Origin of the sequence: Streptomyces sp. NPDC052036 (assembly GCF_040680495.1) — a bacterium.
In the GTDB taxonomy this organism is placed as follows: Bacteria; Actinomycetota; Actinomycetes; order Streptomycetales; family Streptomycetaceae; genus Streptomyces.
This window is the reverse complement of the sequence record NZ_JBFAWW010000014.1, coordinates 21,049-40,450: the sequence shown is the minus strand read 5'-3', so window position 1 is coordinate 40,450 and position 19,402 is coordinate 21,049. Positions and strand designations below refer to the sequence as shown.

The window sequence follows — 19,402 nt, the reverse complement described above, 5'->3', positions numbered from 1 at the left end:
ACGGAGGCGCCCGACTCACGAGCGTGCGGGTGTACCCGATCTTCCCCGTTCTTACTGTCCGTGGGATGTCGTGTGCTCCGTCTTGCGGTGAACAACAGGACTCATGAGGAGGAACCCATGCGTGGTGCCAGGAGCGCCAAGTGGGTCGCCGGGACGATACTCGTCGCCCTCGCTGCGACCGCCTGTGGTGGCGGCAGCGATGACAGCGGCAAGGGCAGCAGCAGTGGCTCCGGCAAGGACGGCGGCACCTTCAGGCTGGGTATCACCGAGCCGGTAGCCATCGACCCCTACAACGCGCAGGAGTCCGAGGGCACCCTCGTCGCGGACAACCTCTTCACGGGTCTGTACGACCCGACCCCGGACGGCCAGGTCGTTCCGGCGCTGGCGACCTCGAAGAAGGTCAGCGCCGACGGCAAGACCTGGACCTTCACCATCAAGAAGGGCACCAAGTTCTCCAACGGCGAGCCCGTGGACGCCGCGGCGTTCATCCGCGGCTGGAACCGTGTCGCGGTGAAGTCGGCCGCGTCCGACGTGGCCTACCACATGGCGGGCATCGCGGGCTTCGCCGACGTGCAGTCGGGCAAGGCCCAGACGATGAGCGGCCTCACCGCGCCGGACCCCTACACGCTTCAGGTGAAGCTGTCCGCGGCGGACTTCGAGTTCTACATCAAGACCACGCACACGGTCTTCAGCCCGGTTCCCAAGGTCGCCGGCGACGCCCACAACAAGGCGTACAACGAGGCGCCCATCGGCAACGGCCCCTTCAAGATGCAGGGTTCGTGGCAGCACAACAAGTCGATCACGCTGGTCCGCAACGACTCGTACGGCCTGAAGAAGGCCCACCTGGACAAGGTCCAGATCGACATCCTGAACCCGAACAACAGCAGCACCCTGGAGCTCCAGGGCTTCCAGTCGGGTCAGTACGACTGGGCGCGTATGCCCACCCCGCAGCTGACGTCGGCCAAGGCCACGTACAGCCCGCAGGGTGAGTGGATCCAGCAGGACACCAACGGCATGAACTACCTGCTGCCGATCATGGACAACGGCCCGCTGAAGAGCGTCAAGGCCCGCGAGGCCGTGTCGTACGCCATCGACCGGGACGCCATCATCAAGGGTGTCTTCCAGGGCATGATGACGAAGTCGACGACGATCCTGCCGCCGGTCTTCAAGGACGTGTACCAGAAGGACCTGTGCACCTCCTGCATCAGCCAGGACAAGGCCAAGGCCAAGGAGCTCGCCAAGGAAGGCGGCCTGAAGCCGGGCGACACCATCGAGCTGGCCTACAACACCGGTGCCGGCCACGAGGAGTGGATCCAGGCCGTCCAGGCGCAGCTGCAGGACGTCCTCGGCCTGAAGGTGAAGACCGTCGGCAAGCCGTTCGCCGAGCTCCTCGCCGACCAGCAGAAGCCGGGCGCCTCGGGCCTGTACCGCTTCGCCTGGGGTGCGGACTACCCGACGCCGGACAACTACCTCTTCCCGCTGCTGGACACCGCGTCCATCAACAAGGACGCGTCCGGCAAGGTCACCGGTGACAACCGGGAGCGCTACAGCAACAAGGACTTCGACGCCCTGGTCGCCAAGGCCCGGGCCACCGCGGACCAGTCGGGCCGCAACGCGCTGTACAAGCAGGCGGAGAAGAAGGCCCTGGACGACATGGCGCTCATCCCGCTGTGGAACCGCACCCAGGAGCGTCTCGCGAACACCAAGAAGTTCGGGAACATCCAGATGGACTTCCACGAGGACCCGAACCTGCCGGAGATCAGCCTGAAGTAGTCAGGCGCCGCTGACAGCGGTGTCCGGTGAATTGGGGGTCGTGGTGCCGAGCTGTGGCTCGGACACCGCGGCCCCCGACGACCGTCGGGAGGGTGTGACCGCCCTCCCGCCCCCACCCCCACACCCCCCGTCCGGGGCTGGGAAGCCGCTGGGAAGCGGCAGCGAGGCGCAGAGAGGCATGTCATGGGAAGGTACGTGGTCCGCAGGCTGGGCCAGTTGATCGTCGTCACGCTCGGCGCGACGTTGATCCTGTTCGCCTGCCTGTTCGTGTTGCCCGGTGACCCGGTCGGGCAGATCGCGGGCAGCGACAAGGCGCGTGACCCGGCGGTGATCGCACAGCTGCACAAGCAGTACGGGCTCGACAAGCCGCTCGTCGTGCAGTACGGCAACTACGTCGGCAAGCTCGTCACCGGTGATCTCGGCACGGACTACACGCAGGGTCGGCCGGTGACGGAGATCCTCAAGCCGAAGCTGGCCAACACGGCGAAGCTGGCGGTGTTCGCCATCGCGATCGACATCGTGATCGGTCTGGCCGTGGGCATCGTCTCGGCCATTCGCAGATACTCGATCTGGGACGTGTCGGCCACCTTCGTCACCACATTGGCCATCGGCGTCCCCTCCATCGTGCTCGGCATGATCATGCAGCGTGTCTTCGTGGTGGAGCTGGGCTGGTTCCCGCTCATCGCGGACGGCGGCTTCAAGTCGATGGTGCTGCCCGCGGTGACCCTCGCGATCATCGACGCGGCGCTCGTCGCGCAGCTGGCCCGGAGCGCCATGCTCGAAGTGCTGCGCGCCGACTACGTCAAGACCGCGGTGGCGAAGGGGCTTTCGGGCCGGACCGTGCTCTTCCGCCACGTCCTGCGGAACTCGGTCATCCCTGTCATCACGTACCTGGGCATCTCGTTCGGGTCTCTGCTCGGCGGCGCGATCATCACAGAGACGATCTTCAACTGGAACGGCATCGGTCTCGCGCTGGTCCAGGCGATCCAGCAGAACAACAACCCCGTCATCGTGGGTGTGGTGACGATCAGCGTGGCGATCTTCGTCGTGCTCAACCTGGTCGTCGACCTGCTGTACGCCGCCCTCGACCCGCGTATCCGGCTCGCCTGACCGGCTGGGTCGCCCTCATCTAGGAGTCACACCATGACCGAACTCGTCACGGGCACGGGAGGGCCGACACAGGCCGAACCCGCCGCGGCACAGCCGGGCGCGGAACCCAGCGTCGCCCGGGTCAGCCAGTGGGCCGACATCCGGCACCGCTTCTTCGCCAACAAGCTGGCCGTGGTCGGACTGGCCATCATCGGCGTGCTGGTCCTCGTCGCCGTGCTGGCCCCGGTGATCGCGCCGTACGACCCGCTGAAGCAGGACCTGAACGCGACGCTGCAGTCCCCGGGCGGCAGCCATCTGCTCGGTACCGACGCGCTCGGCCGGGACCAGCTGTCCCGCCTCATCTACGGCAGCCAGATCGCGGTGATCGTCGGCCTCGCCTCGATCCTGCTCGCACTCGTCATCGGTGTCACCCTGGGCGCCCTCGCCGGTTACTACGGCCGCTGGGTGGACACCGTGATCATGCGCATGGCGGACATATTCTTCGCCTTCCCGCTGCTCGTCGGCGCCATCGTGATCATCCTGCTGATGGGCCGCGGTGTGCTGCCCGTCGTGATCTCCCTCGGTGTCTTCACCTGGGCCACGTTCGCCCGCCTGCTGCGCAGCCAGATCCTCTCCGTGCGCGAGATGGACTATGTGCACGCGGCGAAGGCGCTGGGCGCCGGCCAGGGCCGGATCATCCGCAAGCACATCCTGCCCAACTCCATCACCTCGGTGCTGGTGTACGGCACGAGCAACGTCGGTATCTCGATCGTCGCCGAGGCGTCGCTGTCGTACCTGGGCGTGGGTGTGGACCCGCAGGTGGCCGAGTGGGGGAACATGATCTCGGCCGGTCGCAACTTCATGGGTGTCAAGGACTTCATGTGGACCTACCCGAGCCTTGCGATCGTCATCACCGCGCTGGGCTTCATCCTGCTCGGCAACGGCCTGCGCGACGCCCTCGACCCGAAGCTCCGGTGAGGCACCGCCGTGAGTCGACCCCTTTTGAAGCAAGACGAAGGTGATGGCATGACCAGCCTCGACATGGCCCCGGCGAACACCGGGCCGGACGGGACCGCCCCACTGCTCGAAGTCCGTGACCTGCACGTGGAGTTCAAGGTCCGGGACTCGGTGACCAAGGCGGTCAACGGCGTCAACTACAGCGTCAATGCCGGCGAGACGCTCGCCGTTCTCGGTGAGTCGGGTTCGGGCAAGTCCGTCACCGCCCAGGCGATCATGGGCATCCTGGACAGCCCGCCCGGACGGATCAGCCAGGGACAGATCTTCTTCCAGGGACAGGACATCCTGACCCTGTCGGAGAACGAGCGGCGCAAGCTGCGCGGCGCCAAGATGGCGATGATCTTCCAGGACGCCCTGTCCTCGCTCAACCCCGTGCTGTCGGTGGGCTTCCAGCTCGGCGAGATGTTCCGGGCGCACAAGGGCATGTCCCGCAAGGACGCCAAGGCCAAGGCCATCGAGCTGATGGACCGGGTGCGTATCCCGGCCGCCGCCCAGCGGGTGGGCGACTACCCGCACCAGTTCTCCGGCGGTATGCGCCAGCGCATCATGATCGCCATGGCGCTGGCCCTGGAGCCGGACCTGATCATCGCCGACGAGCCCACGACGGCCCTCGACGTGACCGTCCAGGCCCAGGTGATGGACCTCCTCGCGGATCTCCAGCGCGAGTACAACATGGGTCTGATCCTGATCACCCACGACCTCGGCGTGGTCGCCGACGTGGCGGACAAGATCGCCGTCATGTACGCGGGCCGGATCGTCGAGACCGCCCCGGTGCACGAGCTGTACAAGCGGCCCGCCCACCCCTACACCCGAGGCCTGCTCGACTCGATCCCGCGCCTCGACCAGAAGGGGCACGAGCTGTTCGCGATCAAGGGTCTGCCCCCGAACCTGCAGCAGATCCCGTCCGGTTGCGCCTTCAACCCCCGCTGCACCAAGGCGCAGGACATATGCCGTACCGACGCCCCGGCACTGGTCCAGGTGACCGAGCAGGACGGTACGGAACTGGTGGGCCGCGCCTCCGCGTGCCACTTCTGGAAGGAGACGATCCATGGCTGAGCTCCGTAAGAAGGAGGACGTCACGGACGCCACGCCCAACGTCTCCGACGTCGAGGTCGTGGACGCGCGCACCGAGGACGAGGCGGTCGCGGCCGTCGAGGCGCCGGTCGAGCGCGGCGAGCCGATTCTTCAGGTGCGCAACCTGGTCAAGCACTTCCCGCTGACCCAGGGCATCCTGTTCAAGAGGCAGCTCGGTGCGGTCAAGGCCGTCGACGGTGTGTCCTTCGACCTGTACCAGGGCGAGACCCTGGGCATCGTGGGCGAGTCCGGCTGCGGCAAGTCGACGGTGGCCAAGCTCCTGATGAACCTGGAGCGGGCCACGGCCGGCGAGATCTTCTACAAGGGCCAGGACATCACCAAGCTGTCCGGACGCGCCCTGAAGGCCGTGCGCCGCAACATCCAGATGGTCTTCCAGGACCCGTACACCTCGCTCAACCCGCGGATGACGGTGGGCGACATCATCGGCGAGCCCTTCGACATCCACCCCGAGGTGGCCCCGAAGGGCGACCGGCGGCGCAAGGTCCAGGAACTGCTGGACGTCGTCGGCCTCAACCCCGAGTACATCAACCGCTACCCGCACCAGTTCTCCGGCGGTCAGCGCCAGCGCATCGGCATCGCCCGCGGCCTCGCGCTCAACCCCGAGGTCATCATCTGCGACGAGCCGGTCTCCGCGCTGGACGTGTCCGTCCAGGCGCAGGTCATCAACCTGATGGAGCGACTGCAGGACGAGTTCAACCTCTCCTACGTCTTCATCGCGCACGACCTGTCGATCGTCCGGCACATCTCGGACCGGGTGGGCGTGATGTACCTCGGCCGTGTCGTCGAGATCGGCTCGGACGAGCAGATCTACGAGCACCCGACGCACCCCTACACCCAGGCGCTGCTGTCGGCGGTCCCCGTGCCGGACCCGGATGCCCGCGAGCACCGCGAGCGGATCATCCTCTCCGGCGACGTGCCGTCCCCGGCCAACCCGCCCTCGGGCTGCCGGTTCCGCACCCGCTGCTGGAAGGCCCAGGACAAGTGCTCCGTGGAGACGCCGATCCTGGCGATCCCCGAGCGTTTCAAGAACGAGGACTCCCCGGTGGCCCACGAGTCGGCCTGCCACTTCGCCGAGGAGAAGGACGTCGTGAACGCGGCCTGACGGCTTCGCGGCTCCGCTCGGTTCCCGGCACCTCGCGCGAGGTGCCGGGAACCGGCTTTTCCGGGCCCGTACGACCCCGTACACCGAGGAAGGGCGAGATGCTCCATCACATCGAGCTGTGGGTACCGGACCTGCCGCGCGCGGCAGGGGAATGGGGCTGGCTGCTCGGCCGGCTCGGCTATCTGCCCTACCAGGAGTGGCAGCACGGCCGTAGCTGGCGTCAGGGGCCGTCGTATCTCGTCGTGGAGCAGTCGCCCGCGATGGACGGCACCCGTCACGACCGGATGCGTCCGGGGCTGAACCACCTCGCGTTCCATGCCGGAACCCGCGAGAACGTCGACGCCCTGGCCGGTGAGGCGCCCCGGCACGGCTGGAATCCGCTCTTCGCGGAGCGCTACCCCCATGCCGGGGGTCCACAGCACTACGCGGCCTACCTCGTGAACACCGACGGATTCGAGGTCGAGCTGGTCGCCGGCGACCGGCCCGCGCCGCAGATCAGTTGACCACCTGGGCCCCGGCCCAGTGACACGCCACCTGTTCCCCGCTGCCCCCGTCGAGTATCTCCAGGTCCTGGCCCCGGCACGCGCCGGCGACACCAGCCTGCTCCGCCGCGCCGCTCGCCAGGACCGGGCAGCGGACGTGGAAGCGGCAGCCGGCGGGGATGCGGGAGGGGTCCGGGGGCTCGCCGGTCAGCACCACGGGTTCGCCCGGCGTCTCCGGCAGGACGGAGAGCAGGGCCCGGGTGTACGGGTGCCGGGGCGCGGTCAGCACCTGTTCGACCGGGCCGGTCTCCACGATCCGGCCCAGGTACATCACCGCGACCCGGTCGGCGATGTTCCACGCCAGGCCCAGATCATGGGTCACCACCAGGGCGGCGAGGCCGAACTCGGTCCGCAGCCGGAGGAGCAGAGCGAGGATCTCACCGCGCACGGACGCGTCGAGCGACGCCACCGGCTCGTCGGCGACGATGAGTTCGGGCTCCAGGACGAGCGCTCCCGCGATCACCACGCGCTGCCGCTGGCCTCCCGACAACTCGTGCGGATAGCGCAGGAAGAACCGTTCGGGCGGTCGCAGCCCCGCCTTGGCCAGGGCCTCGGCGACCGCCGCCCGTTCGTCCCCCGCGTACCCGTGGATCCGCAGCCCTTCCGCCACCGCGTCGTACACCGTGTGCCGCGGGTTGAGTGATCCGCTCGGGTCCTGGAGCACCAGTTGGACGCGTCTGCGGTAGGCCTTCAGGAAGCGCGAGGTGTACTCCAGCGGCTTCCCGCCGAAGCCGATGTGCCCCGCGGTCGGCCGCACCAGGCCGAGCAGCGCGCGGGCCAGGGTCGTCTTGCCGCAGCCCGACTCGCCCACCAGCGCCACGATCTCCCCGGGCCGGATGTCGAGTTCCACGCCGTCCACGGCCCGGCTCGGCGCATCGCCGTGCCGCCCGGGAAAGGCCACGTGCAGTCCCCGGGCGCTGAGCAGGGGCGGTGGTGTGGTCATGCCGTGCTCCTCGTGTCCTCGGCCGCGGCCGCCGTGCCGGAGTCCGTGTCCGCCACGTGCACACAGGCCGCTCGGCGCCCCTGCCCGAGGTCCCGCAGCGCCTGGTCCTGTGTGGCGCACAGGTCCAGTGCCACCGGACAGCGCGGGTGGAAGGCGCAGCCGGGGGGCAGGGCGGAGGGGTCCGGAGGGTCCCCGGCAAGTCCGCGCGGGGCGAACCGGGAGGCCGGGTCGCCGATGCGCGGGAAGGCGGCCGACAGGGCGTTGCCGTAGGGGTGGCGGGCGTCCTCGTAGACCGTCCTGGCGGCCCCCTCCTCCACCACGCGGCCCGCGTACATCACCGCGAGCCGGTCGCAGGTGTCGGCGAGCACGGCCAGATCGTGACTGATCATGATCAGGCCCAGGTCCTGTTCGGTGACGAGGTCCCCGATCAGCCGCAGGATCTGTGCCTGGACCATCACGTCCAGGGCGGTGGTGGGTTCATCGGCGACGACCAGCCGGGGATCGCAGGCCAGGGCCATGGCGATCATGACTCGTTGGCGCTGGCCGCCCGAGAGTTCGTGCGGATACGCCGTTGCCCGCGCGGCCGGAAGGCCCACCTGCTCCAGCAGCTCCCCGGCCCGCCTTCTGGCCGTGGCCGGGGTTGCCCTGCGGTGCAGCAGGATCGGCTCGGCGATCTGGTCGCCGATACGGTGGACGGGGTTGAGGGAGTGCATCGCGCCCTGGAAGACGATCGAGGCGCCCGCCCAGCGGACCGCCCGCACCCGTCCCCACCGCATGGTCAGTACGTCCTCGCCGTCCAGCAGGACTTCCCCGGTGATCCGGGTGCCGGCCGGCAGCAGCCGGAGCAGTGCGAGCGCCAGCGAGGACTTGCCGCAGCCCGACTCGCCCGCGATGCCGAGCTTCCGGCCCGCGTCCAGCGCCAGGTCCACGCCTCGCACCGCGGCGGCGCCGCCCGGATAGGTCACTTCGAGGTTCCGGACCTCCAGCAGGGTCAACGCGCCACCCCCAGCCTGGGGTTGAGAACGGACTCCACCGCGCGACCGCACAGCGTGAACGCCAGGGCGACCACGGCGATGGCGATGCCCGGCGGCACCAGGTACCACCAGTCCCCGGAGCTGACCGCGCCCGCCTCGCGCGCGTCCTGGAGCAGTCCGCCCCAGGACACGACCGTGGGGTCGCCGAGACCGAGGAAGGCGAGCGTGGCCTCGGCGAGGATCGACGAGGAGATCATCAGAGTCGTCTGGGCCAGCACCAGCGGCATGACGTTGGGCAGCACATGCCGGACCATGATGTGCCCGTGCCCGCCGCCGAGCGCCCGGGCCCGTTCGATGTACGGCCGGGACTCCACCGCCAGGGTCTGCGCCCGTACCAGCCGGGCGGTGGTCGGCCAGGTGGTCACGCCGATCGCCAGGATCACGGTGCCCAGGGAGCGGGACATGACGGTGGCGAGCGCGATGGCGAGGACCAGGGTCGGCATCACCAGGAACCAGTCCGTGACGCGCATCATCACGGTGGCGTAGGTGCCGCGGAAGTGCCCGGCCGTGACCCCGACCAGCGTGCCGATGGACACGGACAGCACCGCCGCCAGCAGCCCGACCAGCAGCGACACCCGCGCCCCCCACACCAGCAGGCCCAGCAGATCGCGTCCGAACCGGTCGGCGCCCAGGAGGAGGTGCCCGCTCGGCCCCTCCAGGGGGCGGCCCGGTGCGGCGGTCACGCTCGACACGTCCGAGCCCACCGTCAGCGGTGCGGTCATCGCGACCAGTGCGAAGAGGGCGAGGGTGACCAGACCGAGGACACCGGCGCGATGGGTGCGGTACTGCCGCCAGAACCGGGCGGCGGAGTGCCGGCGACGCTGCCGGGCGAGTGCCCGGGGACCGGGCCCAGTCGTCGGGGGAGTGGTCTCGGTCGTCATCGGCCCACCCGGGGGTCGAGCAGGGGGTAGAGGAGGTCGGCCAGTGTGTTCATCACGATCACCGCCGCGGCGAAGACGAAGAAGAGCCCCTGTACCAGGGGGAGGTCGGGCACGCTCAGGGCCTGGTAGAAGAGTCCGCCGAGGCCCGGCCAGGAGAACACGGTCTCGACGAGGATCACTCCGGCGACGGTCCGGCCGAGGTTGACGAAGATCAGCGTCACGGTCGGCAGCAGCGCGTTGGGTACCGCGTGCCTGCGTCGGACGAGGTCGTCCCTGAGGCCCTTGGCGCGCGCGGTGGTCAGGTAGTCGCCGCCCATCTCGTCGAGCAGTGCCGAGCGGGTGACCAGCAGCGTCTCCCCGTACTGCACCGCGATCAGCGTGAGCACCGGCAGCACGAGGTGGTGTGCGACGTCGACGGCGTAGGCGAGTCCTTCCTCGCCGCCCGATTCCATGCCTCCTGTGGGGAAGAGTCCGGGGACGGGTCCCGCGCCCACCGCGAACACGATGATGAGCAGCAGGCCCAGCCAGAACGACGGGACGGAGTAGAGGGTGAGTGCCAGTCCGGTGTTCACCCGGTCGCCGATGCTTCCGTGGCGCCATGCCGACCGGGTGCCGAGGACGATGCCGAGGACGCTGTACAGGACGAACGCGGTGCCGGTGAGCAACAGGGTGTTCGGGAGCGCCTCGGTGATCTTGTCGATGACGGGTTCCCGGAACTGGTACGAGGTGCCGAGGTCCCCGGTGAGCGCCTTCCCGCAGTAGTCCGTGAACTGCTCCCACAGGGGCAGATCGAGGCCGAACTCCCTTCGGTAGGCCGCCAGTTGCTGCGCCGATACCGGACGGCCGCCCGTCATGAACTTGACCGGGTCGCCGGGGATCAGCCGGAACAGGAAGAAGCCGGTGACGAGGACGGCCAGCAGGGAGACAAGGGCGCCGAGCGTCTTCCCCGCCGCGTAGCGCAGATAGGCGGTTGCGCCGGGTGCCCGCGGGCCGCGGTCCGGCGGCGGGCCCGGGGGCGGGGCGTCCGGCCCGGCGGTGGGCGCGGACGCCGCTTCGGCGGTCATGAGGCCCCTGCCGGGTGGGGGGCCGGTGCGGTGGGTCTGTTCATGGGCTACTCGCGGTCGTCTGCGGAGGTTCGGCGGCGCGTCGTGAAGAGGAGCCCGGCGCCGCCGAGGAGCACGACGCCCGCACCGATCCAGATCACCGTGCCGGTCGAGCTGTTGTCGGGTGAGTTGCCGGCGTCGGCCGGAACCGCCGACCACCAGCTCCAGTAGCCGTCCTGGCCGTAGATGTTGCCGCTCTTCTCCGGCATGGTGGTGATCGACTCGATCTGGTCCGTGCGGTAGGCCTCCATCGCGTTCGGATACGCCATGACATTCATGTACCCGAGGTCGTACAGCCTTGACTCCATCTGCTTGACGAGGTCCGCCCGTTTGACGGGGTCGTACTCCGCGAGCTGCTGTGCGTACAGCTCGTCGTACTTCTTGTCGCAGATGAAGTTGTCGGTCGCGCCGGTGTCCTTGGGGGTCGCGGGGAGGGCGGCGCAGGTGTGGATGGAGAGGACGAAGTCCGGGTCGGGGTTGACGGACCAGCCGTCGATCGCGAGGTCGTACGTGCCGGCGAGCCAGGGGTCGGTCACGTTGTCCAGGCAGTCGAGCGTGACTCCGATGCCGAGCTTGCCCCACCACTCCTTGAGGTACTGGCCGACGGCCTTGTCGTTCGGGTCGGTGGCGTGGCACAGCACACGATAGGTGAGCGGTTTGCCGTTCTTGCCCGTGCGCTTGCCGTCACCGTTCTTCCGGTAGCCCGCCTCGTCGAGAAGCTGGGCGGCCTTGGCCGGGTCGTAGGAGAGCTCCTGGGCAGCCGACGGCTTCCAGAAGTACGTCGAGAAGCGCGGCGGGATGTACCCCTGGCCCTCGACCGCGTGGCCCTGGAAGACCTTGTCCAGGAGGGTGGTGCGGTCGACCGCCATGAACAGGGCGTGCCGTACGCGCTCGTCCAGCAGGGAGGGGTCTCCGTCGCCGAACTTCTGGCCGTTCCTGGCCTGCGCGCCCGGGTTGGTGGCCAGTGCGTAGAAGCGGCGGCCCGGGGCCTCGTTCACCTTGATGGCCGACTGTCCGCGCAGCGCGGTGGTCTGTGCGGGCGTCAGGCCGCTGACGAAGGACACCTCGCCCTTCTGCAGCGCCGCGACCGCCGCGTCACCGTCCTTGTAGTACTTGAAGACCAGCTCGTCGAACTTCGGAGCGCCGCGCCAGAAGGTCTTGTTGGGTTCGAGGCGCACATAGCTGTCGGGCTTGTAGCCGGTGAGCACGAACGGTCCGTCGCCGACGATGGGAAACGTCTTGTCGTTGGTGAACTTCGAGATGTCCTTGACCTTCTCCCAGATGTGCTTGGGGACGATCGGCACATCCAGCGCAGTCATCGTGGCCTGGGGTTTCTTCAGTTCGATGACCAGCTTGGTGGGGCTCGGCGCGGTGACCTTCGCGAAGTTCCCGACGAAGCTGCCGTTGGCGGTGGCGGCGCCCTCGTCGGTCATCATCTTCTGGAAGGTCCAGGCCGCGTCCTCGGCGGTGACCTGCCGGCCGTCCGACCACTTGGCGTCGGAGCGGACGGTGTACGTCCAGGTCAGCTTGTCCGGCGACGGTTTCCACGCGGTGGCCAGGCCCGGGACGGCATGGGCGTCCCCGGGGTCGTAGTCGGTGAGGTACTCGTACATCAGCCGGTGGATGCTCGTACTGACCAGGCGCGTCGCGAGAAACGGGTTCAGCGAGTCGACGCTCTGGGCGACCGCCACGGTGAGGACCCTCTTGTCCTTCGCTTCGGCCTGCTGCGGTGCGGGGGCGAGGGAGGTCGCGAGAGCCGTCGCGAGCGTCAGGCCGGCGGCCAGGATCCGGGGGATGCGAAGCCGTGGTCGGGCCGGGCGAGGGGGTTTGCTGTCGTGCAGTTCTTGCGTGCTCATCGATCGACCTCGCGTCATCGCTCGTGCAGGACGGCTTGCTGGACTGCTTGATCGGTATCGGTCGGCCTGGCGGGTGAAGGTGTGTCTATCAGCGGCCGTCTGCGTGCGTCAACGGCGCGTGCACCCCATCTGGCCTGCGGAAAAGCCAAGTTGACGCACGCATGTGCAGTCATTGGTCCACACCGGTGAAGTCTCGCTGGTGGAGCCCTGGCGCCGGACGCTCCCCTTGTCGTCGACCCCCGGGCAGCACAACGCCCCGCTGGAGAAGTCCAGCGGGGCGGAGCGGGGAACCGATGTCCTCCGTGCACAGCGGTTCCCTCGTGGGAAGGGTCCGGCGGACGTCGTGCCCGTCGGGTCACCGGTCATCCGTACTGGATGCCCCACAGGTTGTTGTTGCGCTTGGCCGGCGCGACGATGCCCGTCTTCTTCCAGATCTTGTGCTTGACGCACTGCTGCCGGCCGTTGGGCTCCAGGTGGTACTTGGTGACGCTGAAGCCCTTGGCCTCGTGGTACATCATGAGGCGGCCCTTGGTCTTGCCCTTCTTCTTCTCGACCTTCGCCGAGTAGGTCCAGGTGTCGGACTTGGACCAGGTCTTGCCGACCGAGACGCTGAACGAGGTCGAGGCCTTGGCGAAGATGACCCCGGCCTCGGTGCCGAGCTGCACGGTCCCCGTGGCCGACCAGCTGCCCGTCTTGTTCTTGGCGTAGCTGATGGTCACGCCGGGTCTCGCCCAGTCGCTGTGGACGTTGGTCGGCTCCCACACCGACTTCTTGTCGCCGATGGTGTAGATGGGGGTGTCGTCGCACTTGATGCCCGCGGACGCCGTCGGAGCGGACATCGCCACGGCACCGGCACTGATCAGCGCGGTCGACAGGACCGCACCCATGGCACGCTTCATGATCACCTTTCGGTGGAGGAAAAGGGCGACGCGGCGTTCCGTTCGGCCCCCGTTGTTCGATACACGACAGATCTTTCCAGCCAACTCGGCTGAGTCGAAAGCGATTTGAGTGACGTTTGAGCTTCGTAGCGTGATCACCGGGTGGACGAGGGGACCCTCCGGGACGGGCACCCGAGCCGGGGGCCGCGCGCGGATGCCGCCAGACGGGGGACGGTCGGTCCGGACGGGTCGGGGGACTGCGTGCCTCGTCCGATATGGGCTGGTAGTGGCCGATAGTGGATCAGTGCTCCGACGTCAGTGACGCGGCGCCGGTCGGGAGCGGTCATGAGGAGGCACCCCATGCGGGGCACTAGGCACACCGGACGGGCGGCGGCCGCGATGGCGGCGGTCCTCTCGGCGGCGGCCTGCGGCGGGGGCGCGGTGGAGGGCGGCCCCGGGGTGCTCAGCGCGTCCTGGAGCGACCCGCCGAACCCGCTGGAACCGGCCAACACCAACGAGGTGCAGGGCGGCAAGGTCCTCGACATGCTCTTCCGCGGGCTCAAGCGCTACAACCCGAGAACCGGCGCGGCCGAGAACATGCTCGCCGAGAAGATCGAGACCTCCGACTCGCAGAACTTCGCCGTCACCGTCAAGAACGGCTGGACGTTCAGCGACGGCGAGCCCGTCACCGCCAGGTCCTTCGTCGACGCCTGGAACTACGGCGCCGGCCTGAAGAACAACCAGAAGAACGCGTACTTCTTCGGATACATCGACGGCTACGACAAAGTGCACCCCGAGAACGGTACCCAGAGCGCCGACACCCTCTCCGGGCTCAGGGTGACCGGCCCCCGCACCTTCACCATCAGGCTCAGCCAGAAGTTCTCGACGTTCCCGGACACCCTCGGCTATGTGGCCTTCGCCCCGCTGCCCCGGGCGTTCTTCGACCACCACGCGGACTGGCTGAAGAAGCCCGTCGGCAACGGCCCGTACCTGGTCAAGTCCTACGCCAGGGGCTTCATGATGTCCCTGCGGAAGCGGGACGGCTATCCCGGCCCGGACCCGGCGCGCAACAACGGGGTGGACCTGAAGGTCTACACGGACGGCAACACCGCCTACACCGATCTGCTGTCCGGCAACCTCGACCTCGTCGACGACGTGCCCGCCGCCCAGCTCAAGAACGTCAAGGCGGACCTTCAGGGCCGGTACATCAACACCCCGGCCGGCATCATCCAGACCCTCGCCTTCCCGTTCTACGACCCGCGGTGGAACAAGCCCGGCATGGAGAAGGTCCGCACGGGTCTGTCCATGGCGATCAACCGCGACCAGATCACCCGCACGATCTTCCACGACACCCGCACCCCGGCCTCCGACTGGACCTCCCCGGTGCTCGGCGTCGACGGCGGTTTCCAGGCGGGGCTGTGCGGCAGCGCCTGCACCTACGACCCCGCCCAGGCCAAGAAGCTGGTCCGGGAGGGCGGCGGACTGCCCGGCGGCCAGGTCAGGATCGCGTACAACGCGGACGCCGGCTCCCACGGGGAGTGGGTGGACGCCGTGTGCCACTCCATCGACAACGCCCTCGGCGACGACAAGGCGTGCGTCGGCAACCCGATCGGCACCTTCGCCGACTTCCGCAACCAGATCGGCGGGCACAAGATGCCGGGCCCGTTCCGGGCCGGCTGGCAGATGGACTACCCGCTCATCCAGAACTTCCTTCAGCCGCTCTACTACACCGGCGCCTCCTCCAACGACGGCAAGTGGTCCGACAAGCGCTTCGACAAGCTCGTCGACCAGGCGAACGCGGAGGCGGACCGGGCCCAGGCCGTGAAGCTGTTCCAGACGGCCGAGGGGGTCGTACGGGACAACATGGCCGCCATCCCGCTCTGGTACCAGAACGGCAGCGCCGGCTATGCGCAGCGTCTGTCCCATGTGGCGCTCAACCCGTTCAGCGTCCCCGTCTACAACGAGATCAAGGTCGGCTGAGCCCCACGGCCACGCCCTACCCCCGGAGGCCCCATGGGACGGTATGTCATCCGGCGTCTGCTGCAGATGATCCCGGTCTTCCTCGGCGCCACCCTGCTGATCTTCCTGATGGTGAACGTGATGGGCGACCCCGTCGCGGGCCTGTGCGGCGAGCGGCAGTGCGATCCCGCCACGGCGGCCCAGCTGCGCCGGGAGTTCGGCCTCGACAAGCCCGTGTGGCGGCAATACGCGACCTACATGGGCAATGTCTTCACCGGCGACTTCGGCACCGCCTTCAACGGACAGCCGGTCACCGAGCTGATGGGGACGGCCTTCCCGGTCACCATCCGGCTGACCGTGGTCGCGATCGTCTTCGAGGTCCTCATCGGGATCGCGCTCGGTGTGGTCACCGGCATGCGCCGCGGGCGGCCCGTCGACACCTCGGTCCTGCTGCTCACCCTGGTCGTGATCTCGGTGCCGACCTTCGTCACCGGTCTGCTGCTCCAACTGCTGCTCGGGGTCAAGTGGGGCTGGGTCAGACCGTCGGTGTCCCCCCTGGCGCCCGTCGACGAGCTGATCGTGCCCGGTCTCGTCCTCGCCTCCGTCTCGCTCGCCTACGTCACCCGGCTGACCCGGACCTCCATCGCCGAGAACCGGCGGTCCGACTACGTCCGTACGGCCGTCGCCAAGGGGCTGCCGCGCCGCCGGGTGATCACCCGGCATCTGCTGCGCAACTCGCTCATCCCCGTGGTCACCTTCATCGGCACCGACATCGGCGCCCTGATGGGCGGCGCCATCGTCACCGAGCGGATCTTCAACATCCACGGCGTCGGCTACCAGCTCTACCAGGGGATCCTTCGGCACAACACCCAGACGGTCGTGGGCTTCGTGACCGTCCTCGTGCTGGTCTTCCTGGCCGCCAACCTGTTCGTCGATCTTCTGTACGCCGTACTCGACCCGAGGATTCGCTATGCCTGAGCAGCAGCCCTACGAGCCGGAGGGTGCCGTGGCGGGGACGGGGATGGGCGGTGCCATGGACCTGGCGGCGAGCGAGGCGACCACGCTGGAGCGGCCCCCGCGCGCACCGCGGGGCACGGGCCCGGCGGGCAGGCCGAGAAGCCTGTGGTCGGACGCCTGGCGCGATCTGCGGCGCAACCCCGTCTTCCTCGTCTCCGCGCTCGTGATCCTCTTCCTCGTGCTGATCTCGCTCTGGCCGTACCTGATCGCCCCCGGCGACCCCCTCCAGTGCGATCTGGCCAAGGCCCAGGAGGGCTCCCAGCCCGGGCATCCGTTCGGGTTCGACGGGCAGGGCTGCGACGTGTACACCCGGACCGTCCACGGCGCCCGTACGTCGGTCACGGTCGGTGTCTGCGCCACCCTCGGCGTCGCGCTCCTCGGCTCGGTCCTCGGCGGGCTCGCCGGGTTCTTCGGCGGCGGCTGGGACGCGATCCTCTCCCGCACCACCGACATCTTCTTCGCGATCCCGGTCGTGCTGGGCGGCCTGGTCCTTCTCTCGGTCGTGACCAGCAACACCGTCTGGCCGGTCGTCGGGTTCATGGTGCTGCTCGGCTGGCCGCAGATCTCCCGCATCGCCCGCGGCTCGGTCATCACCGCCCGGCAGAACGACTACGTCCAGGCCGCCCGCGCCCTCGGCGCGTCCCCCGCCCGGATCCTGCTGCGGCACATCGCGCCCAACGCCGTCGCCCCGGTGATCGTCGTCGCGACCATCGCGCTCGGCACCTACATCGCGCTGGAGGCGACCCTGTCGTATCTCGGGGTGGGCCTGAGGCCGCCCAGCGTGTCCTGGGGGATCGACATCTCCACCGCCTCCCCCTACGTCCGCAACGCCCCGCACGCGCTGCTGTGGCCCTCCGGCGCCCTCGCGATCACCGTGCTCGCGTTCATCATGCTCGGCGACGCGGTGCGCGACGCCCTCGACCCCAAGCTGAGGTGAGCCGTCGTCATGCTGCTCGAAGTGCGGGATCTGCACGTGGAGTTCCGGACCCGGGACGGCATCGCCCGGGCCGTGAACGGCGTCAGCTACCGCGTCGACGCGGGCGAGACCCTCGCGGTGCTCGGCGAGTCCGGCTCCGGGAAGTCCGTCACCGCGCAGGCGGTCATGGGGATCCTCGATGTGCCGCCCGGCCGGATCACCGGCGGCCAGGTGCTCTTCCGGGGGCAGGACCTGCTCACCCTGAAGGAGCAGGAGCGCAGAAGGATCCGCGGTGCCGCCATGGCCATGATCTTCCAGGACGCGCTGTCCGCGCTCAACCCCGTGCTCACCGTCGGCGACCAGCTCGGCGAGATGTTCGTGGTGCACCGCGGGATGTCGCGGAGGGACGCCCGGGCTCGGGCCGTGGAACTGATGGAGCGGGTACGGATCCCGGCCGCCGCCCAGCGGGTGCGCGACTATCCGCACCAGTTCTCCGGCGGTATGCGCCAGCGCATCATGATCGCCATGGCGCTCGCGCTCGAACCGGACCTGATCATCGCCGACGAGCCCACCACCGCCCTGGACGTCACCGTGCAGGCCCAGGTCATGGATCTGCTCGCGGAGCTGCAACGCGAGTACCGCATGGGCCTCGTCCTCATCACCCACGACCTCGGCGTGGTCGCGGACGTCGCCGACCGTATCGCGGTCATGTACGCGGGCCGGATCGTCGAGACCGCCCCCGTGCACGACCTCTACAAGGCGCCCGCCCACCCCTACACCCGGGGCCTGATCGACTCCATCCCGCGGCTGGACCGCAAGGGCCGGGAGCTGTACGCGATCAAGGGCCTGCCGCCGAACCTGATGGACATCCCGCCGGGCTGCGCCTTCCACCCCCGCTGCCCGCTGGCCCGGGACGTGTGCCTCACCGATGTGCCGCCGCTCCACGAGGTCTCCGCGGAGCGCAGGAGCGCCTGCCACTTCTGGAGGGAGTGCCTGGATGGCCGGTCCTGAACCGATCCTGGAGGTGACCGGGCTGGTCAAGCACTATCCGCTCACCCGGGGGATCCTCTTCAAGAAGCAGATCGGCGCGGTCCGGGCGGTCGACGGCGTCGACTTCACCCTGAGCCGGGGCGAGACCCTCGGCATCGTCGGCGAGTCCGGCTGCGGCAAGTCGACGCTCGCCAGGATGCTGGTCACCCTGGAGCGGCCGACCTCCGGGGCGATCCGCTACCGGGGCGAGGACATCACCCGGCTGTCCGGGCGCGGCCTGAAGGCGGTGCGGCGCAACATCCAGATGGTCTTCCAGGACCCGTACACCTCCCTCAACCCCCGGATGACCGTGGGCGACATCATCGGGGAGCCGTACGAGATCCATCCCGAGGCCGCGCCCAAGGGGGACCGGCGCCGGCGGGTGCGGGAGCTGCTGGACGTGGTGGGGCTGAACCCCGAGTTCATCAACCGCTATCCCCACCAGTTCTCGGGCGGCCAGCGCCAGCGCATCGGCATCGCGCGGGCGCTGGCGCTGCGCCCGGAGATCGTCGTCGCCGACGAGCCGGTCTCCGCGCTCGACGTGTCCGTCCAGGCACAGGTGATCAACCTGCTGGCGCGGCTCCAGGGCGAGTTCGGGCTGTCGTACGTCTTCATCGCGCACGATCTGTCGGTGGTCCGGCACATCTCCGACCGGGTCGCGGTGATGTACCTCGGACGGATCGTGGAGACCGGCCGGGACACGGAGATCTACGACCATCCCACGCACCCCTACACCCAGGCCTTGCTCTCCGCCGTGCCGGTGCCCGACCCGGACGCACGGGAGCACCGGGAGCGGATCATCCTCAGCGGCGATGTGCCCTCCCCGGCGGACATCCCCTCCGGCTGCCGCTTCCGCACCCGCTGCTGGAAGGCCCAGGAGCGGTGCGCCCTGGAGGTGCCGCCGCTCGCGGTCCCCGACGGGTTCCGGGCGGCGGGGGGACCGGCCGCGCACGACTCGGCCTGCCATTTCGCGGAGGAGAAGCGGGTGGTGCCGCCGGAGGAGGCGGCACGGAGCCGGCCGCCCCTCCAGCCTCCGGCGCCGGGAGATCAGCCGCACGAGGAGCCCGCATAAGCACATGAATGCGGAGGAACTTCGTTAACACACAGGCAACTTGACCGACGCGGTTCCGATATACGGACGCAGGAGAGTGAACAGCGTACGGCCGTG

Annotated in this window: 17 protein-coding genes; 11 read left to right on the top strand and 6 right to left on the bottom strand. The window is 69.0% G+C overall.

All coding sequences use genetic code 11. The features are described from left to right. Positions 1-117: 117 nt before the first annotated feature. The 6 genes from AB0L95_RS20475 (at position 118) to AB0L95_RS20450 (ending at position 6,579) form a co-directional block, all read left to right on the top strand. Positions 118-1,773, top strand: a complete 1,656-nt coding sequence (locus AB0L95_RS20475) for an ABC transporter substrate-binding protein (RefSeq protein ID WP_365163215.1) — start codon at positions 118-120, stop codon at positions 1,771-1,773. 183 nt (positions 1,774-1,956) lie between these two features. After that, the gene (locus tag AB0L95_RS20470) at positions 1,957-2,883 is read left to right on the top strand and encodes an ABC transporter permease (RefSeq protein WP_365163213.1); all 927 of its coding nucleotides are present in this window, start codon (positions 1,957-1,959) and stop codon (positions 2,881-2,883) included. Between the two features lie 33 nt (positions 2,884-2,916). Beyond that, positions 2,917-3,840 carry an ABC transporter permease gene (locus AB0L95_RS20465; protein ID WP_365163212.1) on the top strand — a complete coding sequence of 308 codons (924 nt, stop codon included), beginning with the start codon at positions 2,917-2,919 and terminating at the stop codon, positions 3,838-3,840. Positions 3,841-3,888: 48 nt separating this feature from the next. Continuing rightward, positions 3,889-4,935: an ABC transporter ATP-binding protein gene (locus tag AB0L95_RS20460; RefSeq protein ID WP_365163210.1), complete on the top strand. Its 1,047-nt coding sequence runs from the start codon at positions 3,889-3,891 to the stop codon at positions 4,933-4,935. Continuing rightward, a complete protein-coding gene (locus AB0L95_RS20455; protein ID WP_365163208.1) occupies positions 4,928-6,076 on the top strand; it encodes a dipeptide ABC transporter ATP-binding protein in 1,149 nt (382 codons plus the stop codon). Before AB0L95_RS20460 ends, AB0L95_RS20455 begins: the two co-directional genes overlap by 8 nt. Positions 6,077-6,174: 98 nt before the next feature. Continuing rightward, positions 6,175-6,579: a VOC family protein gene (locus tag AB0L95_RS20450; protein ID WP_365163206.1), complete on the top strand. Its 405-nt coding sequence runs from the start codon at positions 6,175-6,177 to the stop codon at positions 6,577-6,579. Here AB0L95_RS20450 and AB0L95_RS20445 read toward each other — a convergent pair. The 6 genes from AB0L95_RS20445 to AB0L95_RS20420 form a co-directional block, all read right to left on the bottom strand. Then, complete coding sequence (locus tag AB0L95_RS20445) at positions 6,572-7,561, bottom strand: ABC transporter ATP-binding protein (protein WP_365163204.1); 990 nt, start codon at positions 7,559-7,561, stop codon at positions 6,572-6,574. The genes AB0L95_RS20450 and AB0L95_RS20445 overlap by 8 nt on opposite strands. Next, positions 7,558-8,556, bottom strand: coding sequence for an ABC transporter ATP-binding protein (locus tag AB0L95_RS20440; RefSeq protein WP_365163202.1), 999 nt, complete (start codon positions 8,554-8,556; stop codon positions 7,558-7,560). Before AB0L95_RS20440 ends, AB0L95_RS20445 begins: the two co-directional genes overlap by 4 nt. Beyond that, positions 8,553-9,476, bottom strand: a complete 924-nt coding sequence (locus tag AB0L95_RS20435) for an ABC transporter permease (RefSeq protein WP_365163200.1) — start codon at positions 9,474-9,476, stop codon at positions 8,553-8,555. Before AB0L95_RS20435 ends, AB0L95_RS20440 begins: the two co-directional genes overlap by 4 nt. Continuing rightward, on the bottom strand, positions 9,473-10,540 hold the full coding sequence (locus tag AB0L95_RS20430; protein WP_365163198.1) for an ABC transporter permease: 1,068 nt from the start codon (positions 10,538-10,540) through the stop codon (positions 9,473-9,475). The genes AB0L95_RS20435 and AB0L95_RS20430 overlap by 4 nt, the downstream gene beginning before the upstream one ends. Before the next feature lie 47 nt (positions 10,541-10,587). Next, on the bottom strand, positions 10,588-12,435 hold the full coding sequence (locus AB0L95_RS20425) for an ABC transporter substrate-binding protein (protein WP_365163196.1): 1,848 nt from the start codon (positions 12,433-12,435) through the stop codon (positions 10,588-10,590). A 362-nt stretch (positions 12,436-12,797) separates the two neighbouring features. Next, positions 12,798-13,334, bottom strand: a complete 537-nt coding sequence (locus tag AB0L95_RS20420; RefSeq protein ID WP_365163194.1) for a hypothetical protein — start codon at positions 13,332-13,334, stop codon at positions 12,798-12,800. A 339-nt stretch (positions 13,335-13,673) separates the two neighbouring features. Here AB0L95_RS20420 and AB0L95_RS20415 point away from each other — a divergent pair, with 339 nt between their 5' ends. Genes AB0L95_RS20415 through AB0L95_RS20395 form a run of 5 tightly spaced genes read left to right on the top strand, consistent with a single transcriptional unit; the run spans position 13,674 to position 19,306 of the window. Next, positions 13,674-15,293: an ABC transporter substrate-binding protein gene (locus AB0L95_RS20415; protein ID WP_365163192.1), complete on the top strand. Its 1,620-nt coding sequence runs from the start codon at positions 13,674-13,676 to the stop codon at positions 15,291-15,293. 33 nt (positions 15,294-15,326) lie between these two features. Continuing rightward, on the top strand, positions 15,327-16,250 hold the full coding sequence (locus AB0L95_RS20410; protein WP_365163190.1) for an ABC transporter permease: 924 nt from the start codon (positions 15,327-15,329) through the stop codon (positions 16,248-16,250). Beyond that, positions 16,243-17,226 carry an ABC transporter permease gene (locus tag AB0L95_RS20405; RefSeq protein WP_365163188.1) on the top strand — a complete coding sequence of 328 codons (984 nt, stop codon included), beginning with the start codon at positions 16,243-16,245 and terminating at the stop codon, positions 17,224-17,226. Before AB0L95_RS20410 ends, AB0L95_RS20405 begins: the two co-directional genes overlap by 8 nt. A gap of 9 nt (positions 17,227-17,235) precedes the next feature. Next, positions 17,236-18,216 carry an ABC transporter ATP-binding protein gene (locus tag AB0L95_RS20400; protein WP_365163186.1) on the top strand — a complete coding sequence of 327 codons (981 nt, stop codon included), beginning with the start codon at positions 17,236-17,238 and terminating at the stop codon, positions 18,214-18,216. Further along, a complete protein-coding gene (locus AB0L95_RS20395) occupies positions 18,203-19,306 on the top strand; it encodes a dipeptide ABC transporter ATP-binding protein (protein WP_365163184.1) in 1,104 nt (367 codons plus the stop codon). Before AB0L95_RS20400 ends, AB0L95_RS20395 begins: the two co-directional genes overlap by 14 nt. Positions 19,307-19,402 lie beyond the last annotated feature (96 nt).